Annotated in this window: 1 protein-coding gene (cut by both window edges); it reads left to right on the top strand. The window is 60.7% G+C overall.

Every position in this 21549-nt window falls within one protein-coding gene, locus K0B96_RS13835, for a hypothetical protein (RefSeq protein ID WP_220161473.1), read on the top strand. The gene is 57051 nt long; 5612 of those nucleotides lie to the left of the window and 29890 to its right, leaving coding positions 5613-27161 in view, spanning codon 1871 (partial) through codon 9054 (partial); the first complete codon in view begins at nt 2. Both the start codon and the stop codon lie outside the window.

Genomic DNA, 21549 nt, shown 5'->3' with positions numbered 1-21549 from the left:
TTTCCGCGGCAGTCTCGGTTTTGAGAAATTCACGACGGCGGCGGGGACGCTCGACAACGGTCTGCCGATTGCCGGAAGCGGCCAAGGCTTTACGATCGGGGGCAGCAACATTGACGTGTTCGTCGGCTACGCCACCACAGCCATCGACTCCGCCAAGACGTTCGACGAGCAGAAGGACAATCTCTACGGTTTTGGTGTCGAAGGCGTTTCGTTTGGCATGGTGCAGATCGAAGCGGGCGGGCAGACCTACACGGCGGTGAAGGCGCACGCCGATACGATGAAGATTTACGGCATCGATCCGGAAATCTTCCAGATTTCGGCGAGCGATGTGAATCTCGAGGTCAACCAAAGCACCGTCGTCGGCAAGGCATTGGACTTCGGAGCGAGTTTCGGCACGGACGGACTTACCGTGCGCACGGGAGGGGACGACATTGTGCTCGATTATGGTGCGGGCGAACGGCTCGGTGTCTTCGTAGGGGAGGCGCTGCTGACGGTTTACCGGTTTGTCTATTTCCGCGGCAGTCTCGGTTTTGAGAAATTCACGACGGCGGCAGGCACGCTCGACAACGGTCTGCCGATTGCCGGAAGCGGCCAGGGCTTCACGATCGGTGGCAGTAATATTGACGTGTTCGTCGGCTACGCCACGACAACCATCGATTCCGCCAAAACGTTCGACGAGCAGAAGGACAATCTCTACGGCTTTGGCGTTGAAGGTGTCTCATTCGGCATGGTGCAGATCCAAGCCGGCGGACAGACCTACACTGCGGTGAAGGCGCACGCCGATACGATGAAGATTTACGGCATCGATCCGGAAATTTTCCAGATTTCGGCGAGCGATGTGAATCTCGAGGTCAACCAAAGCACCGTGGCCGGCAAAGGTCTCGATTTCGGCGCCAGCTTTGGGACCGCCGGTCTCACGGTCCGCACCGGCGGCGACGATGTGGTAATCAATTACGATGCGGGCGAACGGCTGGGGATATTTACCGGCGAGGCTTTGCTGACCATTTATCGTTTCGTCTACTTCCGCGGCAGCTTGGGTTTCGAGAAGTTCGCGGTGTCGGCGAATTCGCTCAACAACGGGCTGCCGATCATCGGAAGTGGAAGCGGGTTTACCATTGGAGGCAGCAATATCAGTGCGTTCGTGGGTTATGCCACGACCGCAATTGATTCCACGAAGAGCTTTGAGGAACAGAAGGATAATCTCTACGGATTTGGAGTCGAAGGGGTTTCCTTTGCGGTCGTGCAAATCAAGGCCGGCGGGCAGACTTACACCGCGGTCAAAGCGCACGCCGATACGATGAAAATCTACGGCATCGACGACGAGATCATGCAGATCTCCGCGACTGATGTGGATGTGGAGGTCAACCAAAGCACCTTGCAGGGCAAGGCACTCGATTTCACCAAGAGTTTCGCAGACGGCGGGCTGACCGTCCGCACCGGGGGCGACGATGTGACGCTCGATTACACTTCCGGTGAACGTTTGGGAATCTTCGCCGGCGAAGCCGTGCTGACGGTCTATCGGTTCTTTTACTTCCGGGGCGGCATCGGCTTCGAAAAGGCTTCGTATGGTGCGACTGCGCTTAAGTCCAGCCTCTCGCTCCCGTTGGGTGCGGCGGATGGTTTCAGCGTCGGAGGGAGCGATATCAGTGCGTTTGTCGGGTATATCGATGGGCAGATCGACCCCGCCAAAACATTCGCCCAGCAGGCTGACACTCTTTACGGGTTCGGAGTTGAGGGTGTGAGTTTCGGTCTCACGCAGATCAAGGCCGGCGGTTTTACCTATACGGCGATGAAGTTGTCCGCGGCGTCGGTCGCGCTCTATGGTTTCGATCCCGACGTCTTCCAGCTTTCGGCCGGAAACATCACCGCTCAGCTTAATCAATCCAACAACCCGTTGGGCGCGGTAATCAACTTCGCCACCAGTTTCCCGAATAGCGTGGGCCCTCCCGGCCTCGAAATTCGGACGGGCGGTGCGTCGGTGGTGCTGGATTTCACGACAGCCGTCATCGGCGGCTCGGTGGAGGATGCGACCCTCAACGTGGCAGGGTTTGTCTATTTGAAGGCCGACGTGGCCTTCTCGCAGGGGGAGAAAGCCAACGTCGACATCGTGGGCGGCACGCTGGGCACGCTGCATGACGTGCCGGTAAACACTCTCACGCTCGTCATTGAAAATGCGGAGGCGTTCGTGGGCGTAGATGGCCCTTACCGCAACGCGGACGGCACAGTAAATGATGCCGCGGTTGGTTTTGTTATCGACGATCTTAATCTGGCGTTGGTCGTGATGAAGACGGTGGTGGGGAATCAGACCTATGTGGCGATGAAAGCCACGGCTACGCAGATCGGGTTCGTCGGCTTCGGTGCCGATTTGTTCGATCTCACGATCCAAGACATCACCGTCGAGGTGAACACGGGTCCGCTCGGCACCGCGGTGAATTTTGCCACCAGCTTCCCGGCCAACGGCACCGATCCGGCCGGGCTGCAACTTACCATCGGGGCAAACACCGTCGTAATCGACTATACAAACAGCCGGATTCTGGCGCAAACCACCTACGCGCGCCTGACGCTCTCGCAATTCGTCAGCGTGCAAGGCGCGTTCGCGTTTGAGAAGCAGACCATTTCGCTGGTCGATTTCCATGCCGGTCCGATCGTGGTGCAAGCGGCCGCGGAAGTCCTCACGATCTCTGCCTCCCATGTTTACGCGTTCGCGGGCATCGGCGGGCCATATTGGACGGATAACATTGGCGGGCACGTCGCCAGCGGAGCGCTGGGTCTGGCGATCGGCGACCTGAGTTTCGCGTTGGCCATTGTGACGCCGTCGCTCGGCGGCGTGGTGAACATCACCAACATGCAATTCTACGCGTTTACCGCGCACGTGGGCTCGGCGGCATTGGTGGGCGTGGCCAATATTCCGGGTCTGGGATCCTTTGACATCTCGGACTGGCTGAGCCTGAGCGCCTTCGATATCTCCTTCTCTCTGAATGTCGGCAAACTGCCGGGATTCTATGTCGATTTCTCCTCGTTTGGCGGACTCAGTTTCTCGCTGCCGGGCCTGAACCTGGACATCGATTTCAATACGAACCTGCTTTCGTTGGATATTGGACTCGGTAACCTCGGTTTGCTCGGGCTCTTCACCATCAGCGGCAGCTTCAGTTTTTCGTTCTCTTTGGATCTGGGCGGGTTGCCGCGACTGAGCCTGGCAGGCTTGGGCGATCTTTTGGGCGATTTGCCGGACTCGCTCGATTTCTTGAAGGGCGCATTCGACTTCCTCAAGAACCTCAATCTTTCCATCGGATTTGATCCCGACTTTGGGTTCTCGCTCACCGGGCTGTTGGAGATACCGGATTTGACGTTGAACCTCGGAGGGTTTGTGCATCTGCAAGGCGACTTCGCCTTCAATTTTGGCGATCGGCACGAAGTCGACGTTGCCACCGGTTTCCCGGGCAATCTCACGGATCTCGCGGGCGACTCGCTCAGCGCTTTGCTGGATCAGATTATAAAGCTGCCCGCTTTCCTGAAACCCGACTTCTCCAGCGATCTCGCGACGCTGCACAACGTCGCCGTCAGCGCTATCACTATTGGCGCATCGAACGTCAGCGTCTTCATCGGCTACGGCACCCCCGACTTTTCCAAGGACTTTGCGGATCAAGATCTCATCGGCTTCGGCATGCGCGATGTCGACGTGGGCTTGGGCATCTTTAACGCCGAATCGGTCTTGGGCATCGACGTCCCGCGAATGTATGCGCTGAAGATTACGGCGGCGGAAGTCGGCACCTATGGCTTCGGCGATTGGTTCACAGTCCGCGCCGAAGACATCACCGTCGAAGTGAATTACGGCGACGAATGGAGCTTCGCCAAAGGAACCGGCTGGGCGCCCGTCATCAATTTTCAATCGAGCTTCCCCGCCAACGACACTGATCCTCTCGGGCTAAAGGTCGAAACGGGAGGGGATCCGGTCTACCTGGCGTTCGACGGGCAGCAACGCATTGGCCTCACGGTTGGCTACGCCGAGATACGTCTCGCGAGTTTCGTCGAAGTTTACGGTGGGTTTTCGTTCCTCAAAGGGCCGGCTTACCGCACCACGATAAATACCGGTGTAAGCAGCGATATCGCGGATTCGCTCGGCCTGCCAACGGAGTTCGACAATATTGAAATGTCGACGATCACGCTCGGGGCGTCCCACGTGCGGGCGTTCGTCGGCATCGGTGGCCCGTATTGGACCGATTCCGATGGCGACCACCGCATCACCGAATTCGATAGCAAAAGCGATTCGGCCATCGGCTTTGCGATCGACGACTTCAACTTTGCGCTCGCGATCCTCGAACCGACGATCGTCCCGGCGCAACTGGCCAAATATACACCCAAGTTCTACGCGTTGCGGGCGACCGCAAGCAGCGTGGCGTTCGTGGGTGGCGGCGACATTTTCAAATTCGAGTTGAAGGACGTCGACGTCGAGGTCAACGGCAGCTCGATTACCTCGCCGATCTCGCCGTTCATCGACTTCAAGGCGAGCTTCCCGGCGGAAGCGGCCGGCGTCGATTCCGACGGCGATGGCTTGATCGGAGAACCGGCCGGGCTGCAGGTCGGCACCGGCGGCGACCCCATCTATCTCGATTTCGATTCCCGGATTCTAAAGCTCGCCACGAGCATGGCGACGTTGCAGGTCGCGGGCTTCATCTACTTGCGCGGTTCATTCGCCTTCGTGAAAGGCCCGACGCAAACCGTCACGGTGAACGATGGCTTTGGGCACTCGTTCACGCAGGAGGTTGAGTTCATGACGATTGGAGCCTCCCAGGTTTACGGCTTCGTCGGCCTGAACGGACCCTACAAGTCCGATACGAACAATGACGGGGTCATCGACAGCAACGACACCGTCAACTCAGACGCGATCGGGCTAAGTTTGGAAAACTTGAATCTCGGCATCGCGATCATGACGCCGACGGTCATTCCCAACGGCGCCTCGCCGGTGAAATATATGGCGATCAAGGCCACGACTGATCGCGTGCAACTGGTCGGAGTGGGGGATGTGATCACACTCGACGGCCGCGATTTGGTGCTCGAGTTCAACGATATCAACGTGCCCGGCCTGACAGTGGCGGCCATGCTGCTGCCGACGCCGAGCATCGACTTCAAGGCGACCTACGAAACCGCCCCGGGAGCGCGGGACGGCGTTTACCACCTCGACACCGGCGATCCTCTGCATCCGGTCGACCTGGATTTTGGCACCGAACTCATCCGTCTGAAGATCGGTTACGCGGAAATCCAAATCGCTGGCATAATCCAAATTTCTGGCAGCATGGAATTCTCGCTGGGGCCGACCCAGGACGTCACTCTGTCCGACGGGTCGCATAAGACCGTCCGCACGATGACCCTGGGGATGAACGACGTTTACGGCTTCGTCGGCTTCAACGGACCTTATTTCTCCGACACCGACGGCAGCGGTAAGATCGACGAGAATGACACCACCAACGGTTCCGCGGTGGGCATCGCGCTCAGCAACCTGGATGCGGGCTTCATGTTCATGCAATCGGTGGATGTCACCGATCCGAGTTTCTATTTCGCAGGTAAACTATCGGTGGGCTTTATAGGCTTGGTCGGCATCAGCGGCCTCACGGCCGAAGCCACCGATTTCAAAGTCGAAGTGAATTTGGGCGGGTCGATCAGCAGCGGCCTGGCGGTCGTCGACTTTCAGCACAGCTTTGCGGGTGGCAGCTTCGCCGTGCCTACAGGCAACGATGCCGAGCCCGTCGTGCTCGACTTCGACAACCTCCGCATTGCGGCGAGCGGTCATCTCAAGGTCGACATTTTCGGCGTGCTCTCCGTCGAAGGCATTTTCGACTTCGAGCTCACCAACGAGAAGATGGTCATGTTCATCGATGCGACGGCTTCGATCAATATTGCCGGGACGCAGTTGTTCTCCGCGCACGCCCTCGGCTTGATGGCGATCACAAGCGCGGGCGTCGGCATGAAGCTGGAACTGGATGCCAACTTCACGCTCGCGAGCGTCCTGGACTTTGACGCTTCGTTTGGCTTCTACCTCAACACCACGGGTGAGGCGTTCGTCTACACGGTCCCCGATTCCCTGAAGGCACACGTCAGCTATACGACCGTTACGATCACGGCCGGAGCACCGCAGATCGATGGGAGCGAAGGCCCCGCGGGAGCCTATCTGGTCCTGCGCGGTTCGGGCGATTTAACGGTCGCGGGCTTCATCAAGCTGCACGGGGATTTCTATATTGGTATTCAGTTCGAAGCGTTTCAACTGGAGCTGCAGGTCAATGCCACTGCGGAGCTCTTCATTGGCACACTGACCGCGTCAGGCTATCTTAAGATCAACGACCAAGGCGTAGTGGGCTCCCTCCAGTTGGCCGGGCAGGTGGATCTGGGCGGTGTGATCAAAGTCACGGGCACGTTCCAAATGGAGATCAACAGCACCGATACGGCCCAAAGCATCCAAACACTCAACATAGCCGATGACGGCAGCCTGATCGGCAATGGTCTCAAAGCGGGGACGATCGCCGCGCACACCTATCGAATCATGGTAGGGGCCAAACTCACCTTGATCGATTTGATCGAATTCAAGGGGCGGTTGGAACTCATCTTTAGCGATGAGGGGCTGGAGGCGAATCTCGACATGCAACTCGACATCGGGATTGGCATCCTGGCGGTGCAGGGAGCGGCGGCTTTCCTCAATACTGAATCGGAAGGCGTCGTGTTCGCGCTGAGCATTTCTACCACAGCTTCGCTGGCGCTTGGCCCCATTGGCATCGACGCGACAGCCCTGATTGAGATGAACACCGGCACCTCGACGCACGCCGGTGTCACGGGCAACACGTATCGAATCGGCATCGATGGCACGATGAAGCTGATCGCTTTCACCGTCGCGGTGCAGGGCTCTATTAGCGTCGTTGACAACGTCTTCGAACTGCGGATCGACCACGCCAACCTGAACTTCTTCAACTTCATTACCGTTGGCATCAGCGGCTATATTCGGTCCGACGGGCACTTCAAAATCAACGGCACGGTCAGCGTCTCGCTCGATCTGGGGCCGCTGGAATTCAATGCCGGGATGTCGTTGACGTTTAGCGATAGCGGATTCGAAGGTCACTTCTGGGGATCGTTGGACCTCTCCATCAACATGGGTCTGTTCAAGATTCATGCGACCTTGGCCGGCGTGGACGCTACCATCAAACTCACCGAAGCCAACGCCTCGATGAACCTGCGGGTCACGATTGTCGGCATCAGTTTCTCCGTAGGCATGTCGTGGAGTTGGGGCGCACCCCCCATCATCGCCACGCAAGTGGGCGATACTCTCTACCTCAACATGGGTCCGCGCGGCATCTACCGCGACCAGCCAGGCAAAGACCTATACGCCGACATCAAGAATGAAAGCTACCTGATCAAGCCCAACGGCGACGGCGGCCTGAGTGTCTCCTCGCTGGGCGTCACCTCTGTATACTACGGCATCAATACCATCATCGCGGACGGAGGTGACGGCAACGACTCCATCCAAGTCGCCGCCGGCGTGACCGCGAAACTCGTCTTCGATGGCGGCGACGGCAATGACGTCTTCCTTATCGCGGGCGGCGCGAGTTCCAGCACCATTCACGGCGGCGCGGGGAAAGACCAGCTCGTCGGTGGCGGCGTCAGCGGCATTCACTATTACGGGGATGATGGTGACGACTCCTTTATCGGCGGCAGCGGTGATGTCGTTATCGACATGGGCTCCGGGACCAATGTCATCAGCACCGGTAGTGGCAACGATACCCTCTACCTTGACGGCAGCAGCGACACCGTCTCCCTCGGCGGCGGTAATAACACCATCCATGTTAATCTGAGCGGCTACGCCTACATTGGTGGCGGCGCCGGCTTCGACCGCGTCATCATCGATCCTCTGACATCGACCGAGGCGCTGAACTTCAACAACCACGAGTTTCTCTACCAAAACCGCACGCTCGATTTCGACGACAACGTCGACCGGGTGGAAATCACGGACTCGGCGGCCACGACCACCTTCAAGAGTGCGCCGAATGCGAGCTGGGGCGCGACCGATCTGTTCATTGATGCAGCGGGTGTCCTCAACGTCCAAAATATCATCTTCAAGGCGCCGACCGCCCTGCTCAGTATTCACACCGCGGGCGGCATCGACGGCACCTTGAATACCCAGCTCGCCGAACTCTCGGTCGTCAACAACGCCCCCGCGGGCTTGCTGGCCAACCTCACGGTCCGCGAAGCTGACGATCTCAATATTGTCGACGACAACTCAACCAATGGCGGACTCTATACCGCCGCAGGTGCGATCGATGTCCAGCTGGCTGGCCGTGAAGCGTTGCTCACGCTGGCCAGCGGTGTTCTCTCCACCGCCAACGGCGGCGGCAATATTCGCCTCACTGCCGACGACATGGACTTTGTCTCCGGCGACGATAAAGTGAGCGGCCTCGGCTCGCTGACCATTCGCTCCACCAGCCCGCTCCAAAATTATCATATCGGCGGCTCGGCCCAGTCGACCTACGGCCGCGACTACTCTACGGCGGGTGCAACGGGTTATCTCGATCTGGGAATGACCGATCTGTCGGCGCTGCAAGACGGCTTCAGCGGGATCGCCATCGGTCACCAAGCGAGCAATGTCATGATGTATGTCGGCGACGTCGAAGACGAGACGATCGGCTACTTCAACTTTAAGGCGCGCTTCACGGATGCCGCCGTGCTCGTCGCCGATCACATCGTGGTGCAGGGCGACGTTCAGTCCACCACAGACCTCACGTTTGTCGGGGGCTACATGGAGGTCCTGCGCAACAACGTCCGCGACCCGTTGGGAGCACCCGATTCCGGCGTCACTGCTCCGCGCACCCATATCAACATCACCGAACAGCTCGTCGTCAGCGGTTGGCTGCGCGGCGGTGACCTGCTCGAGGTGACCGTCAACGGCACCACCGGCGTCAATCAAATCGTGGGCTACGGGGATGAACCCAACAGCATCACCGCCGATCGCGGCAGCATCTTCGGCAGCTTGAATGATGGCAGCCGTGTGATCGTCACCACGAGCGCATCGATTGTCAGTGCGACCGCGATCTTTGCGACGGGAGACGATGCGTCCGTGGAAATGACCGCCGGGACGAGCCTGACGATCGATGAAGGCGCGTTCGTCTCCGTCTATGGCAATCGCTCAACGATCACGTTGCGGTCGAGCACCTATCTTCATCTCAACCCGGGTGGTGCGATTTCGGCGGGCGTGCAATATACCTTCAATGGCGATACACCCGTGCCGCACTTGGTCGGGCGCGACACGACCCTCACCATCGCCGCCGGCGGAGAACTCGAATTGGCCGGCTCCGTCAGCGCGGGCGGCGCCATGACCATTTCGGCAGGGGCGACTGTGCATTCTTTTGCCGACTATTTTGACTACCTCTCTGGTCCCACCTTGGTCACGGTGGCTTACACCCAAGCTATTATCGACGCGCTGAACAGCGGCACGATCTCCGCCGATCTGCGCGCCGCCCTCGCCACGAAGCATCTGACACTCGGTAACGACGCGACGGCCGTCTCGGTCGACAACTTTCTGCCGTTTAGCAGCCTCTCTTCCGACCAAAAGGCGGCCGTGGCGACCATGTTGGGCTACACGGTGTATACCGATGGAGCCTACTACAACGCTACGACGGGTGTCTTCGCCACCGTTCTGGTTGAGGGAGATTTGCCGGCCTACCAAAACAGCGCGATTAACTGGGGCGCAGCGGGTGCGCCCGCGGCAAACGCGACGTTCGCCTCTCTCACTTCTGCCCAAAAGCAGGCGGTAGCCACCAGCTTGGGCTACACCACCTTGAACGGGCCGGTGTTCTACAACGCATCGGCGCCGGTAGGCCGGCAAGTGCTCACGACCTTCAGCCAGGGCGAAAGCTCCGACTACAGCAACGCACAGATCGATTGGTCCACCTCAGGCGTCGTGGCTCCCGATGCGAGCGCAACATTTGATGATCTCACCGCGGCCCAGCGGCTGGTCGTCATTGAGAGCTTGGGCTACGATCTCTACAAGGGTGCACCGCTCTACTATAATGCGAACGCGGCGCCCGGGGCGGAGATCTCCGCCACCGCGGCGGACGGCTACGCGCCTTTTGCCGGCGTCGTTTACACCAATCCCAACGCCGCCGGATCGGCTCGCTACCGCCTCGGTTTCGTTGAAGGCGTGGATTATCACAACGCCAGCGTGAACTGGAGCCACGTCGTGGCGCCGGCGAGCAACACCGCTTTCGCGGACCTCTCGCTTGTTCAAAAACTTGTGGTGGCGCGGACGCTCGGCTACGGGACAGACGACGGTTATGCGTTCTTCAACTATAACGCGGTGCCGGGCCTGAAGCTAGTCTACGACTTCTCCCAAGGCCCGGTGAACGACTACCGCAACGCCGATATTTACTGGGGCGCGGCCGGTGCGCCCGCGGCTGATGCGGGTTTTGCCAGCTTAAGCCTTGCGCAAAAGACGATCGTGGCGGCGGCGCTCGGCTATACCACTTACAACAGCACCGTCTATTTCAACGCCGCCGCCAGCCTTGGATTGGCTTTGGTGGCTGGCTTCACTCAGGGTCAGGCGCCGAACTTCTCCTATAACCAGATCGACTGGGGGGGCGTCGCGGCACCGGCTGATGGCACCACCTTCGAGAATCTGACTCCGGCCCAACGTTTGGTGGTCGTGCAAAGCCTCGGCTACGATGTTTTCGGTCGCCCTGTGTATTATAACCCCAGCAAGGCGGCGGGAGACCAAATTCGCGAAATTCTGGTCGAAGGGGACGACTACCATAACGCGGACATCACTTGGGGCACGGTCGACAAGCCCGACGATGGTGCGAAGTTCGAATCCCTGACGACCGACCAGCAGGCCGTGGTGCTGGCTCAGACGGGCTATCGCCTCTTCAAGGGAGTCGTTTACCACAACGTGGTGGCCGCGCCCGCCGATCAATTCCGCCTCACCTTTGCCGCCGGCACGGACTACCAGAACAGCGAGATTAGCTGGAGCGACGTGGATGTGCCGGCGACCGGGACCGCGTTTGACGATCTGACGGCGGACCAACAATACCGCGTTCTCGCGCAGAGCGGCTACACCCACTACGAAGGCGACGTTTATTATAACGCCGCGGCGTCGGCCGGTAAGCAGGTGGTCACCACGTTTGTCCAGGGGATCGACTATACCAACGATTCCCTGGCCACAGCCGGCACCCCGGCGGCCGGCGTTAATCGTTGGATCGTCCAGGATTCCGACGGCCACAAATACGTCATCGATGCCCGCGACTACCAGAACGACGGCGTCTTCGACGAGATCCTGATCGAAGCGCCCCATCCGCTCCTCGGCCAGCGCGGCTATGGTTTCCTCCTCGCCGGCACACTGACCACGATGCAGGACAACACGGATATCGTCATCAGCGGCACCGAAGACGCGATTATCCGCGGTAACATCAATCTCCTCGGCGCAAATTCCGATCTCGTGGTCCAGTCCGACCGCTGGGTGTATTGGGAAGGCCAGGCCAACGTCACGGGCGACATCACCGTGCTCGGCGGCGTCTCGCTCGATGGCACGAACCTGAAGCAAGCCAATGCCGACGGTGTCAGCGTCTACGTGAGCGCCACGACTACGCTCAACACTACGACGCCGGGCACAAGTGTCCAAATCGCCGGCGGACAGGACGTGATCCTCGAAGGCGCCGTGGTCGCCGGAGGCAAGCTCGGACCGACCGGAGTCACCTTCGAGGGCCCGGATTCGACCATCTTCGTCAACGCCGGCCAACGCATTTACGTTGATACAGTTTTGGCGGCCGCGAAGAGCGTCACGCTCACCACCACCGATCAGCCCAGCCTCGACGATGCCGGCTTGTCCGTCGTTCTCACGACAGCGTCCGGCCTCAGCGCGGCCGGCTACACCTCAGACAACAGCGGCGGTTCGGTCACCATCAATGCGGTCGGCAACGTTCAGGTCGCCTCCACGATCTTGTCCGGCGGGAACAAGACGCAGTCGTTCGACACCGATGGCCACCTGTTGAGTGAGACGACGACGTGGTCGGACGAAAACTCCAGTGTCGCGATCTCAACGAGCGGCCAAGTCTATCTCGGCGCCATGACCCGGTCGTTGAACGGTGAGGATGTCGAGATTGGCGGCACGATCCGCGCGACCCAGAGCATCACAATTATCGGCGGCGGCAATTCCGACGACATCGGCGTGAAGATGCCGGGCGGCGCCCGTCTCGCGACCAACAACCCCGACAGCACCATCACCATCCGCTCCGGCCAGGATGCTGAAATCAACGGCCTGCTCATCGCCGGCGGCGAAATTGTCGACCATTACGATGCAGCGGGAGATTACCTTGGCAGCACGACGCGGAACTTCAGCGGCGCCTCCTCGATCACCATCGAGGCGGGTCACCAAGTCCGCTTGGGACGCGACCTTACCGCCGGCCACTTGATTGATGTGCGCGGCGGCAATGATCCCGGCGTCCCCACGCCCGACAATCTTTGGCAAGGTCAGGGCATTGTGCTCGGCGGCAACGTCCACCTCGCGACCTGGCAGCAAAATGCCATCATCAACTTGAGCGCCGCTGGCGACATGTCGGTGCTCGCGCCGGCTTGGGTGCAGGAACTGATCGCGGCCGACTTCGCCCAATACGTGGATGGGCATCTGACCTCAGACGTTTCGTTCCGCCTGACGATGGACTTGGGCACGAACACGATTTCGGGCGTGGTGACACTCCTGAAATCTGCAACTGCGGATAATACAGGCCTGGGCGACTTGGTGGCAGATCTTCAAACCGCCATTGAGGCGACCGATTTCAAGGTCCTCATCTCGCCCTCAGGCACGCCCGTGATCGGCAGCACGGCGCACGTTGATTCCTCTCAAATCAAGGTCCGCCTCGATGACGGTCGCCTGATGCTGACCGGTGGCTCCGCAATGTCCGTTGACGCGGTGACCGACGGCGCGGCGAATCTACTCGGGTTCACCCAGTTGAGCGAAGGCCAAGCCAGCTCGAACCGTCCGTATGTCATCGACGCCGGCCAACTCGGATCCGTGGCCAATCTGGGCCGGCCGAATGCGCCGAACGGCAAGATCTACATCGCCGGCTGGATTCGCGGCTACAATGCCGTAAATCTCTACAGCGGTTTCGCTCCCGACGGCGGCCAGAATCTTGAAGTGAGTTCTTCGGGTGTGATCGAGACCCTTAGCGGCAATATTGTGCTGAACCCCGGCGGCCAGGGCGTCATCACCGGCACGTTCATCGCCCGCGGTCACAATGCCGACATCATCATCGCGGCCAAGAACACGATCGAAATCAAGGGCGTCCTTACCGCCGACCGCGACATCATCATCACCGCCGGCACCACGGAGAAGAGCGGGGAAGTCAGCGTGCAAACGGATCCCTCCGCTGTCTTCACTTCGACCGGCACCGCGGGCCGGATTCTGATCACCGGTCAGAACGATGTGGTCATCAACAATACAGTCGGTCGCGATAATCCCAACGTCAGCCTGATCGAGATAACCTCCACCACAGGCAAACTCTCCGTCGCCGCACAAGCCGGACGGATCGAGACGGGTGCCCAGCTCAACTTCAAGGGCCGCCAACTTGATATTGACGGCCATATCATCAGCACCCGGACCACGCCTGCGACTGACGACTACGAAATCACTTTCACCGCCACCGGTTCGATCGCGCTCCATGGCGACTTCAGCTTCGCGGGTTCCGTCTCGGTGACCTCCGGCGGCGATGTTGCCGCCTATGACACGCGGCTGCTGGTCCGCGGTGCCGGCGAACGCCTTACAATTATTTCGGGCGGCAATGTTGCGCTCGGCAATGTTGATCCGGTGGCGGGCACTTCGACTCCAATGGGCGCGACGTTGGAGGGCAATTCCGCGGTCGCGATCACCGCCGCCGGCGCGCTGCAAATCGGCGCGGACGCCTCCATCCTCTCCTCGGGGGCCGCCAGCCAGATCCGCCTTGAAGCCCAGAGTATTGTCATCGTTGGGCGCGTGATCGCGGGCTCGGATTTTGACAGCGACACCACCGATGTTTCGTGGACCGGTGCCGGTTCGAATCTCTATATCACCAGCACACAATCCGTGATTCTTGGCGGCAACGGCTTGGACGCCAATTTCGCTGTTGTGCCTGCCGGCGGCTACCTCGCGGCCTCAGGGGCCATCCAGATTCAATCCGGCATGGATGCGAACGGGATCGGCTTCGCGGTGCTGGATCTGAGCTCAATTCTGCTTGATCGGTCAGGTCAGGGCCAATGGACCGATGCCAACACTATCACCGGTGGGTCGATCGATGTCCGCACCACGGGCGATATTCAGATCTCAGGCGTCGTGCAGGCCGCGAACATCGGTTCGGATCTAACGCTCTTCTCCAATTCTCTCGTCCTGATCGACAATCTCGTTTCCGCCTACGATCAAGTTTCCATCACCGGGGGCACTGACGGCACCCACCTCTCGATCTATATTAATGAGTTCACCTTCGATGCCAACGGCGACCGACTGACCGGCGGCACGGTCGACACGGCGGCGGGGGGCAGCATCACGCTCACGGGCGTCGATACGATTCTGGTTAAAGGTGTACTCGGCCAGTTGGTCGACCCGAGCAATCCTGCGTCCGCCGCGAAGGTTTCCTCGCTGACGATCAATTCGACCGGCGGCGACGTCATTATCACCAGCACGATCGATATCCGCGACCACGTGGCGATCGAAGGTGGCAGCATCAATCTCGTCGCCGGCAGCCACGTTTACGCAACCGCCAGCGGGGCCGACAACTATTTCCACGGTCGGCAAAGCATCCTCCTCAACGGCAAGGTCGATCTCACGCATCCCGAGTCGATCATTATCGGCGATACGCTGGTGCACCTTGCGGCCGACGTCATCTACGTCAAAGGCATCGTAAAGGTCACGGCGACGACCGGGCGGATGTTGATCAATGCGAACTCCCTTCTCTACGTCGACGGGTTGGTGAATTCCGCCGGCACCTTGGATATGAACGCGGGCGTCAACACGCTGCAGACGCGCGCCCAGCTTGAAGGCACGATTGCGACCAGCGATTTGCATGGCGGCACCATTCAAGTGAATGGGCAAGGCACGGTGACGGCCGGCGGCGCACTCAAGATGCGGGCGGGTGGGGATGTCATCCTGACCGCCGACGCCAGCGTCACGGGCGAGCGCACCGTGTTGGTGCCAGTTTACGATACGACCACGCAGTCCGTCACCAAAGTCACCGGTTCAACCAAGGTAGCCATCGGTGAAATTGTCGTGCCCAAGTCACACTTGGAATACACCACGATCACCGAGGAAATCGGCACCACCCAAGTCAAGGTGGGCTCGGAGTATCAGACGATGGACATCAGTCTGGAGCAGATCGGTTACTATAACCCGAACGCGCCGGATGGCTCGAAATACAAAGCGATCCTCATCGAAGGCGTCGACTACTTCAATAGTCAGATCAATTGGTCCAATGCCGGCGATGAGGATCACCTCGGCCGCACCGCCACGTCGGTCACCTCCGACTACAAGTCCGACAGCTACCTCGATTTCACCGGTCTTAACGACGCGCAGCGCCAGGCCGTGCTCAACTCCACTGGTTACATGCGGCTGTACAGCTTCAGCTACAGCAATCCGGTTAACCATAAAACCCTCAGCGGCGTTGCCTCGACAGCACCGTACACGCCGAGTTGGGCGAGTAACTCGCTCGTCGTTTATTATCTGCCGCTCAAGGGGCTGAAGGACAAATACATCCTCATGCCGTCCGGTGCCCAGAAAGACATCGCCAACGTGGTCACTTCGGCGCCAGCGCAATACCTGACGGGCGACACCACTGCCGATGGCCGCAACGACGGGACTTGGGTTACCATCGACGCCAACAACCCCACGACTCCGAGCGGGGGAGTGGTCGGCACCTACACCGATGTCGGCAACGTGTACTATCGGCAGGACAAGTCGACCTATCAGAACGCGTATGTGAATGTACTCGGCATTAACATTCAAACAGGTTGGGACGACGACAACAGCGCCGCCCGCTGGTCGGTTTCCTATCTCGATGGCACCGGTGTACGGCACTACGCGATCACGGGCGTCGCCCCGGGCAGCACCAGTGCAAACACGATTACGCCGACGCGGACCTATGATCCCCAGTGGACGTGGAAGACCCCGACCCCGGCGCAAAATTCGATCAACAACGGACTGGGGCAGAATTTCATCTATTCGTCTCCGACCTATTACGACGAACTCACGCTTCATACGGCGTCCTTGTCCCAGTTGACCGATTCTTCGCGCTCGCACGTTCTCGTCGGCTATCGTCAAGGCGGCGGGGACGTAACGATGTATCAACACATCAATTTTGGCGGTTACGGCGACCGCTTCACCAACGGCGGCACGTCATGGGTCGGGAGTTCACATAACGACGAGTATAGCTCCCTCAGCTTCAACGGCGACACCACGCGGAAAGTGGTGCTTTACTGGGACATCAACTACGGCGGTGAGAGCCGCACCGATTACTCCACGAATCCGTGGATCGGCGACCACTGGAACGACGAAATCTCGAGCCTGATCGTTTACGGTAACGTCTTTGAGACGCAGCACGACTACAGCTACCAGATGACGTCGAACGCCAATAAGATCTACGATCAGCGGATCAAGTTGAGCTACACTCTCACGACCCAGGCCCAGGATATCTACCAATCCCGTCCGGTTTACAAAACCTCGCAGCAGCAAGTCGTGGTCAACGATCCGCCCGACCACATCACGTTGTGGCAGGATGTTCCGACCACGACCACGGAGACGACTTCGGTCACCGCAGTCACCTACACCACGGCCACCTTCCTCTCGGGTTCCTTCGCGGGTGAGTCCATCGCTGGCAAGTCCGTCGCCATCAACGCAGGCGGCGCCGTCCAACTCAGCGGTTGGGTGACAGGCACGGACACCCTCGCAATCACCTCCGGTTCTTCGCTCCAAGTGCAGGGCACCATCGCTCCCGGCGCTGAAATCGAATCAATTTCGCAGCTGAAAGCCGCCAATGCCATTACCCTCACCGCCGGTGGTGCGCTCACGATCGGCAGTTCGGCCAATCTGACAACCAGCGCCGTCGCCGGAACCATCGCGCTCACCGCCGGGACCGATCTTTCGCTCGGCGGTCAGGTCACCGCCGCCGGAACCAATGGCACGATCAGTGCCACCGCCGCCCGCAATGTCACGCTCACCGGCTCCGTCACCGCGCCGCATTCGATCAGCCTCCTGGCGGGCGAAAGCAGCAGCAAGTCCGGCAGCATCATCGGCAACATTCTGGCCGTTCTCGACGCCAACGTCGCCAACTCCGCCGGCAACCTCACGCTGCGGGCGGGCCTCGCGGGCGGCAACATCACGCTCACCGGCTCCACGCTCGATGCGGGCAACGTCACCCTGGGCGCCGCCGCCGGCACGATCACGCAGACTGTGGGCTACATCACCGGCAACCTCCTGACCGCATCCGCCGAAGGCTCCTTGGAGTTCAACACCAGCGTCGCTCACGCAAACCTCACGCTCTCCGCTCCGGGCAACATCAGCCTGACCAATCAAGGCGACATCGCGCTCGATAATATCACCGCCGCCGACGGGGCGATCGCTGTGACGACCGTTGGCAGCATCACCGCGACCTCGGTCAAGACACTCGGCACGAGCGACAGCAACGACATCAGCCTCACCGCCAACATGGTGGTGCCGACGACCGCTAATCCGAATCCCGCCTCCGCCAACATCGCCGTCGGCACAATTTCCGCCGGTGGTCGCGGCGACGTGGTGCTCTCGGCGCAAGGCGCCCTCACTCATACCGGCACGATCACCGCCGACGACGTCGCGGTGGCAGCGTTCGGTCCGGTCAACCTCGCGCTCGCGGCCAACACGCTTACGCTCGCCACCACGAAAGCGGGCGACGTGACTCTCACGCAAACGTCTCTGCCGCTCGTCTTGACTTCCGTTGCGATCGCGAATGGCAGTTTGAACCTCACCGCGGCGGGCTCGGTTGAACTGGTGGACGTGCACAGCGATTCGAATCAGACCGGCAACAACATCACGATCACCGCGGCCGGCGATATCCTGGTGCGCCGCGTCAATGCCGGCATCTACTTGGCCACTCCTGCCGACAAGCCCGTCCTCACCGACCTCAACGGTAACGCCGTCACCAGCTTTACTTCGGCCGGCAATGTCACCCTGACCTCGTCCGGTGGAAAGATCACCGAATCCGCCGACGACGCCGCGGTCGATGTGATCGGCAACGTGATCACGCTTAATGCCAGCACAGGCATCACGAACCTGGAAATCGCCGCTAACAGCCTGGCCGCCACAACGACGGCCGGAGACGTCAACCTGACGGAGACCGATGGCGCGCTGGAGAGCAACGTCGGCTTGCGGATCACCAAAGCGGTCTCGTCTGCGGCCGCAGGCGGATCAACCACCGTCGCCGTCCAAGCCCAAAACAATCTCACCGTTGCCGGAGACGGCGTGGTGCGCGCCAACACCATTCGCCTCACCAGTGCGGCCGGCAGCGTGACCGTCGTCGCCCCATCGGTTGCCGGCTCCAGCGGCATCCTCGTCAACGCCACCGGTGCGACCGCAAACGATGCCCGCACCGTCAATTTCACGGACGTCGCGGTCGTCACCGGTGCCACCTACCGCGTGGTCATTGGGAACACCGCGTTCAACTACGTCGCAGCCGCCGGCAACACGCTGCCGCAGATTGTGTCCGGTCTCGCCAGCTTGATCGACGCCGACGCGACCTACACGGCGACGGGCAGCGGCGCGACGGTCACGATTTCCGCCGGCGCTGGCAATGCAGCCATCGTGGGCCAGACGCAGGTTTCCACGGACTCGCTCACCTTCACGCGCGGCGTCGCCTTCTCGGCCGCGACGGTGGTCGATCTCTACAAGTTCTTCACCGGGCCGGACCTCACCGAATACCACGCCGGCAACTACCTCGTCTTCCGTCCGAACGGCGCCGCGACTCAGCTTCTCCCCGGCAACATCTCGTCGAGCACCGTGATCATCGATACCGGTTCGACCATCTCCATCGACGGCACGATCACCGCTAGCACGCTCGTCCAGCTCACCTCCGGTGCCGACGTCATCGTCAAGGGCAGCATCCTGGCGAGCGGCAGCACCATCAATAACGTCAAGATTACCGCGAAGGGCATCAACCCGGTCACCACCGCCGTCGACGTCAACAATGCCGGCCAAGGCAACGTCACCACCGTCACCGCGCCCTCCGGCTACATCAACCTCCAGCTCGCGACGATTCCCGCCAGTCACTTTGAACTGCGCGCGAAACTTGATATCGCGGTCACGCTGACCGGCAGCCAGACGCTCTCGGGCTTCATCGGCGGTCTCTCGGCTTACGATCCGGCGCGCAACGTCACGCTCAACGTCGCCGGGACGCTCACCGTCCTCGGCGGCATCATCGCCGCCGACGCGGCCCAGTCCGGCGTTCTCTCGATCACCGCCGACTCGATCGTCTCCGATGGCGCGTCCGTCTTCATCGCCTACATCCTGAACGTCAACGCGGCGCACGGCATCCAGCTCAACACCCTGATCGACCGCCTCAACGCCCTCACGACCTCCACCGGCAACATCGAGATCAACGAAGCCACGGGCCTCTACGTGGATTCGGTCATCGCGCAGGATGGCAGCATTCAGATTACCTCCGGTGGCACGCAATATGTGCGCGAAGTGCACAACGTCGCCGACCGCGCCGGGGACGACATCACGATCAAGGCGGCGGGCGATCTCTACCTCGACCACGTCGAGGCTGGCGCGATCGCCGGCGCCCAGAAACTCCACGGCAATGTGATCATCGACGCCTCCGGGACGATCTATGAACGCCGCGTCGCCGACAGCAATGGCCACGACAACGACACTTCGGGCGCTTACGACAACGACGTCGTCGACGTGTTTGGCTACACCATCACCCTCCGCGGCACGCTCGCGAGCACGCCAAAGATCATCCTGAACCCCACCATCGTCGGCACTGGCAACGAGCTCGAACTCAAATACACCGCGACCAGCGGCGGCATCACGCTCGATCCCAACAGCACCGTCACGCAGGCCGGCATCTTCGCCGCCGCCGGCACCGTCACCCAAGCGACGATCACGCCGATCACGGCCGCGGGCACCTCTGTGCCGCAGTCGAGCACCATCAGTTTCTCCAGCCTCGTCCAAACCGGCTACACCTACACCGTCACCCTCAACGGCAACCCCTATGCCGTTACCGCGGGATCCGACGGCATCGATACCACAATCTCGTCCGTGCTGGGCGGCCTGAAAACGAAGATCGAAGCAGGCGAATCGATCGACGTTTCACTCAACGTCAGCCGCACTCTCACGCTCACCGCGCGGGCCGCCAACACGCCGTTCACGGTCGGCACCGTGAGCGTGAATCTCGTCACTCTGGCTCCAGTCTCCGCGCCCACCCTCGACGGCAGCTACCCCACGATCGAAGCCGGCCACGACGCCAACCAGCAGAGCACGGTCACGTTCAGCAGCTCGACGCCGGATTCCAACGGCCTCTACTCCGTGCTGATCAATGGCCACGCTTACTCCGTGCGCATCGGCAGTAACCAACTCATTGCGATCACCGCCGGCGCATCGACCGCGGCCATCGGGCTCGGCGTCACCACCATCCAGGCCATCGCCGGTAGCTCCGGAATTGCCATCAACGCCGCCGGCACCACGGCGGGGGATGCCCGCACCATCGATCTTACCGGCGTCACGGTCATCACCGGCGGCACTTACCGCGTGACGGTGGCTGGCACCGACTTCGACTACGTGGCGGCAGCCGGAAAAACCCTCGCCGATATCGCCACGTCCCTCGCCGGTCTGATCGACGCCAACGCCACCTACACGGCCACCGCCGCCACCAACAAGATCACCATCAGCGCCGGCGCGGGCACCGCCGCCATCACGGCGACGGCCACCGCCGCGCAAAACTACGACGCCGGTCAAGCCTCCCTCAGCGTCACCACGGACGGTCACGGCTACCGCCTCGTGAACCTCAGCGGCCTCACCGTCACCAACGGCGCCACCTACACGCTCACCGTCGGCAGCAGCGCCTTCACGCACACGGCCACGTCCGGCGAAACGATCGCCCAGCTCGCCTCGGACCTGGCGAGCAAGGTCAACGCCAGCGCCACCTACGACGCCACCACGCGTTCGGCGACGGTGACGGCCGCTTGGAGTTCAGTCCTCGCGGGTCTGAAGACCCTTATCGAAGCTGGCGAAGCTGTGACCGTCACGCCGGACTCTACGACGCACTCAATGCTGCTCGAGGCCACCGCCATTAACACCGCCTTTGGCGTGGACGGCGCCTTCGTCACGGCGCTCGCCTCCGTCAGTCAGGATGGCACCAATCCGAGTCAGGTCGCGACCGCGACATTGCCGCAGAAGAACGATGTTGTGTTCGGCGGCACCGTCGGTTCGACCACGGCCTACACCGTCTTCGTCAACGGCACTCCTTACACCGTCAGCGTCGGCGACAACGAATACATCACCATTACCGGCGCGAGTTTGTCCGACATACG

The sequence above is a fragment of the Horticoccus luteus genome (assembly GCF_019464535.1).
In the GTDB taxonomy this organism is placed as follows: domain Bacteria; phylum Verrucomicrobiota; class Verrucomicrobiia; order Opitutales; family Opitutaceae; genus Horticoccus; species Horticoccus luteus.
Note: the sequence above shows the minus strand (reverse complement) of the source record. Positions and strands in the feature narration are given on the sequence as shown.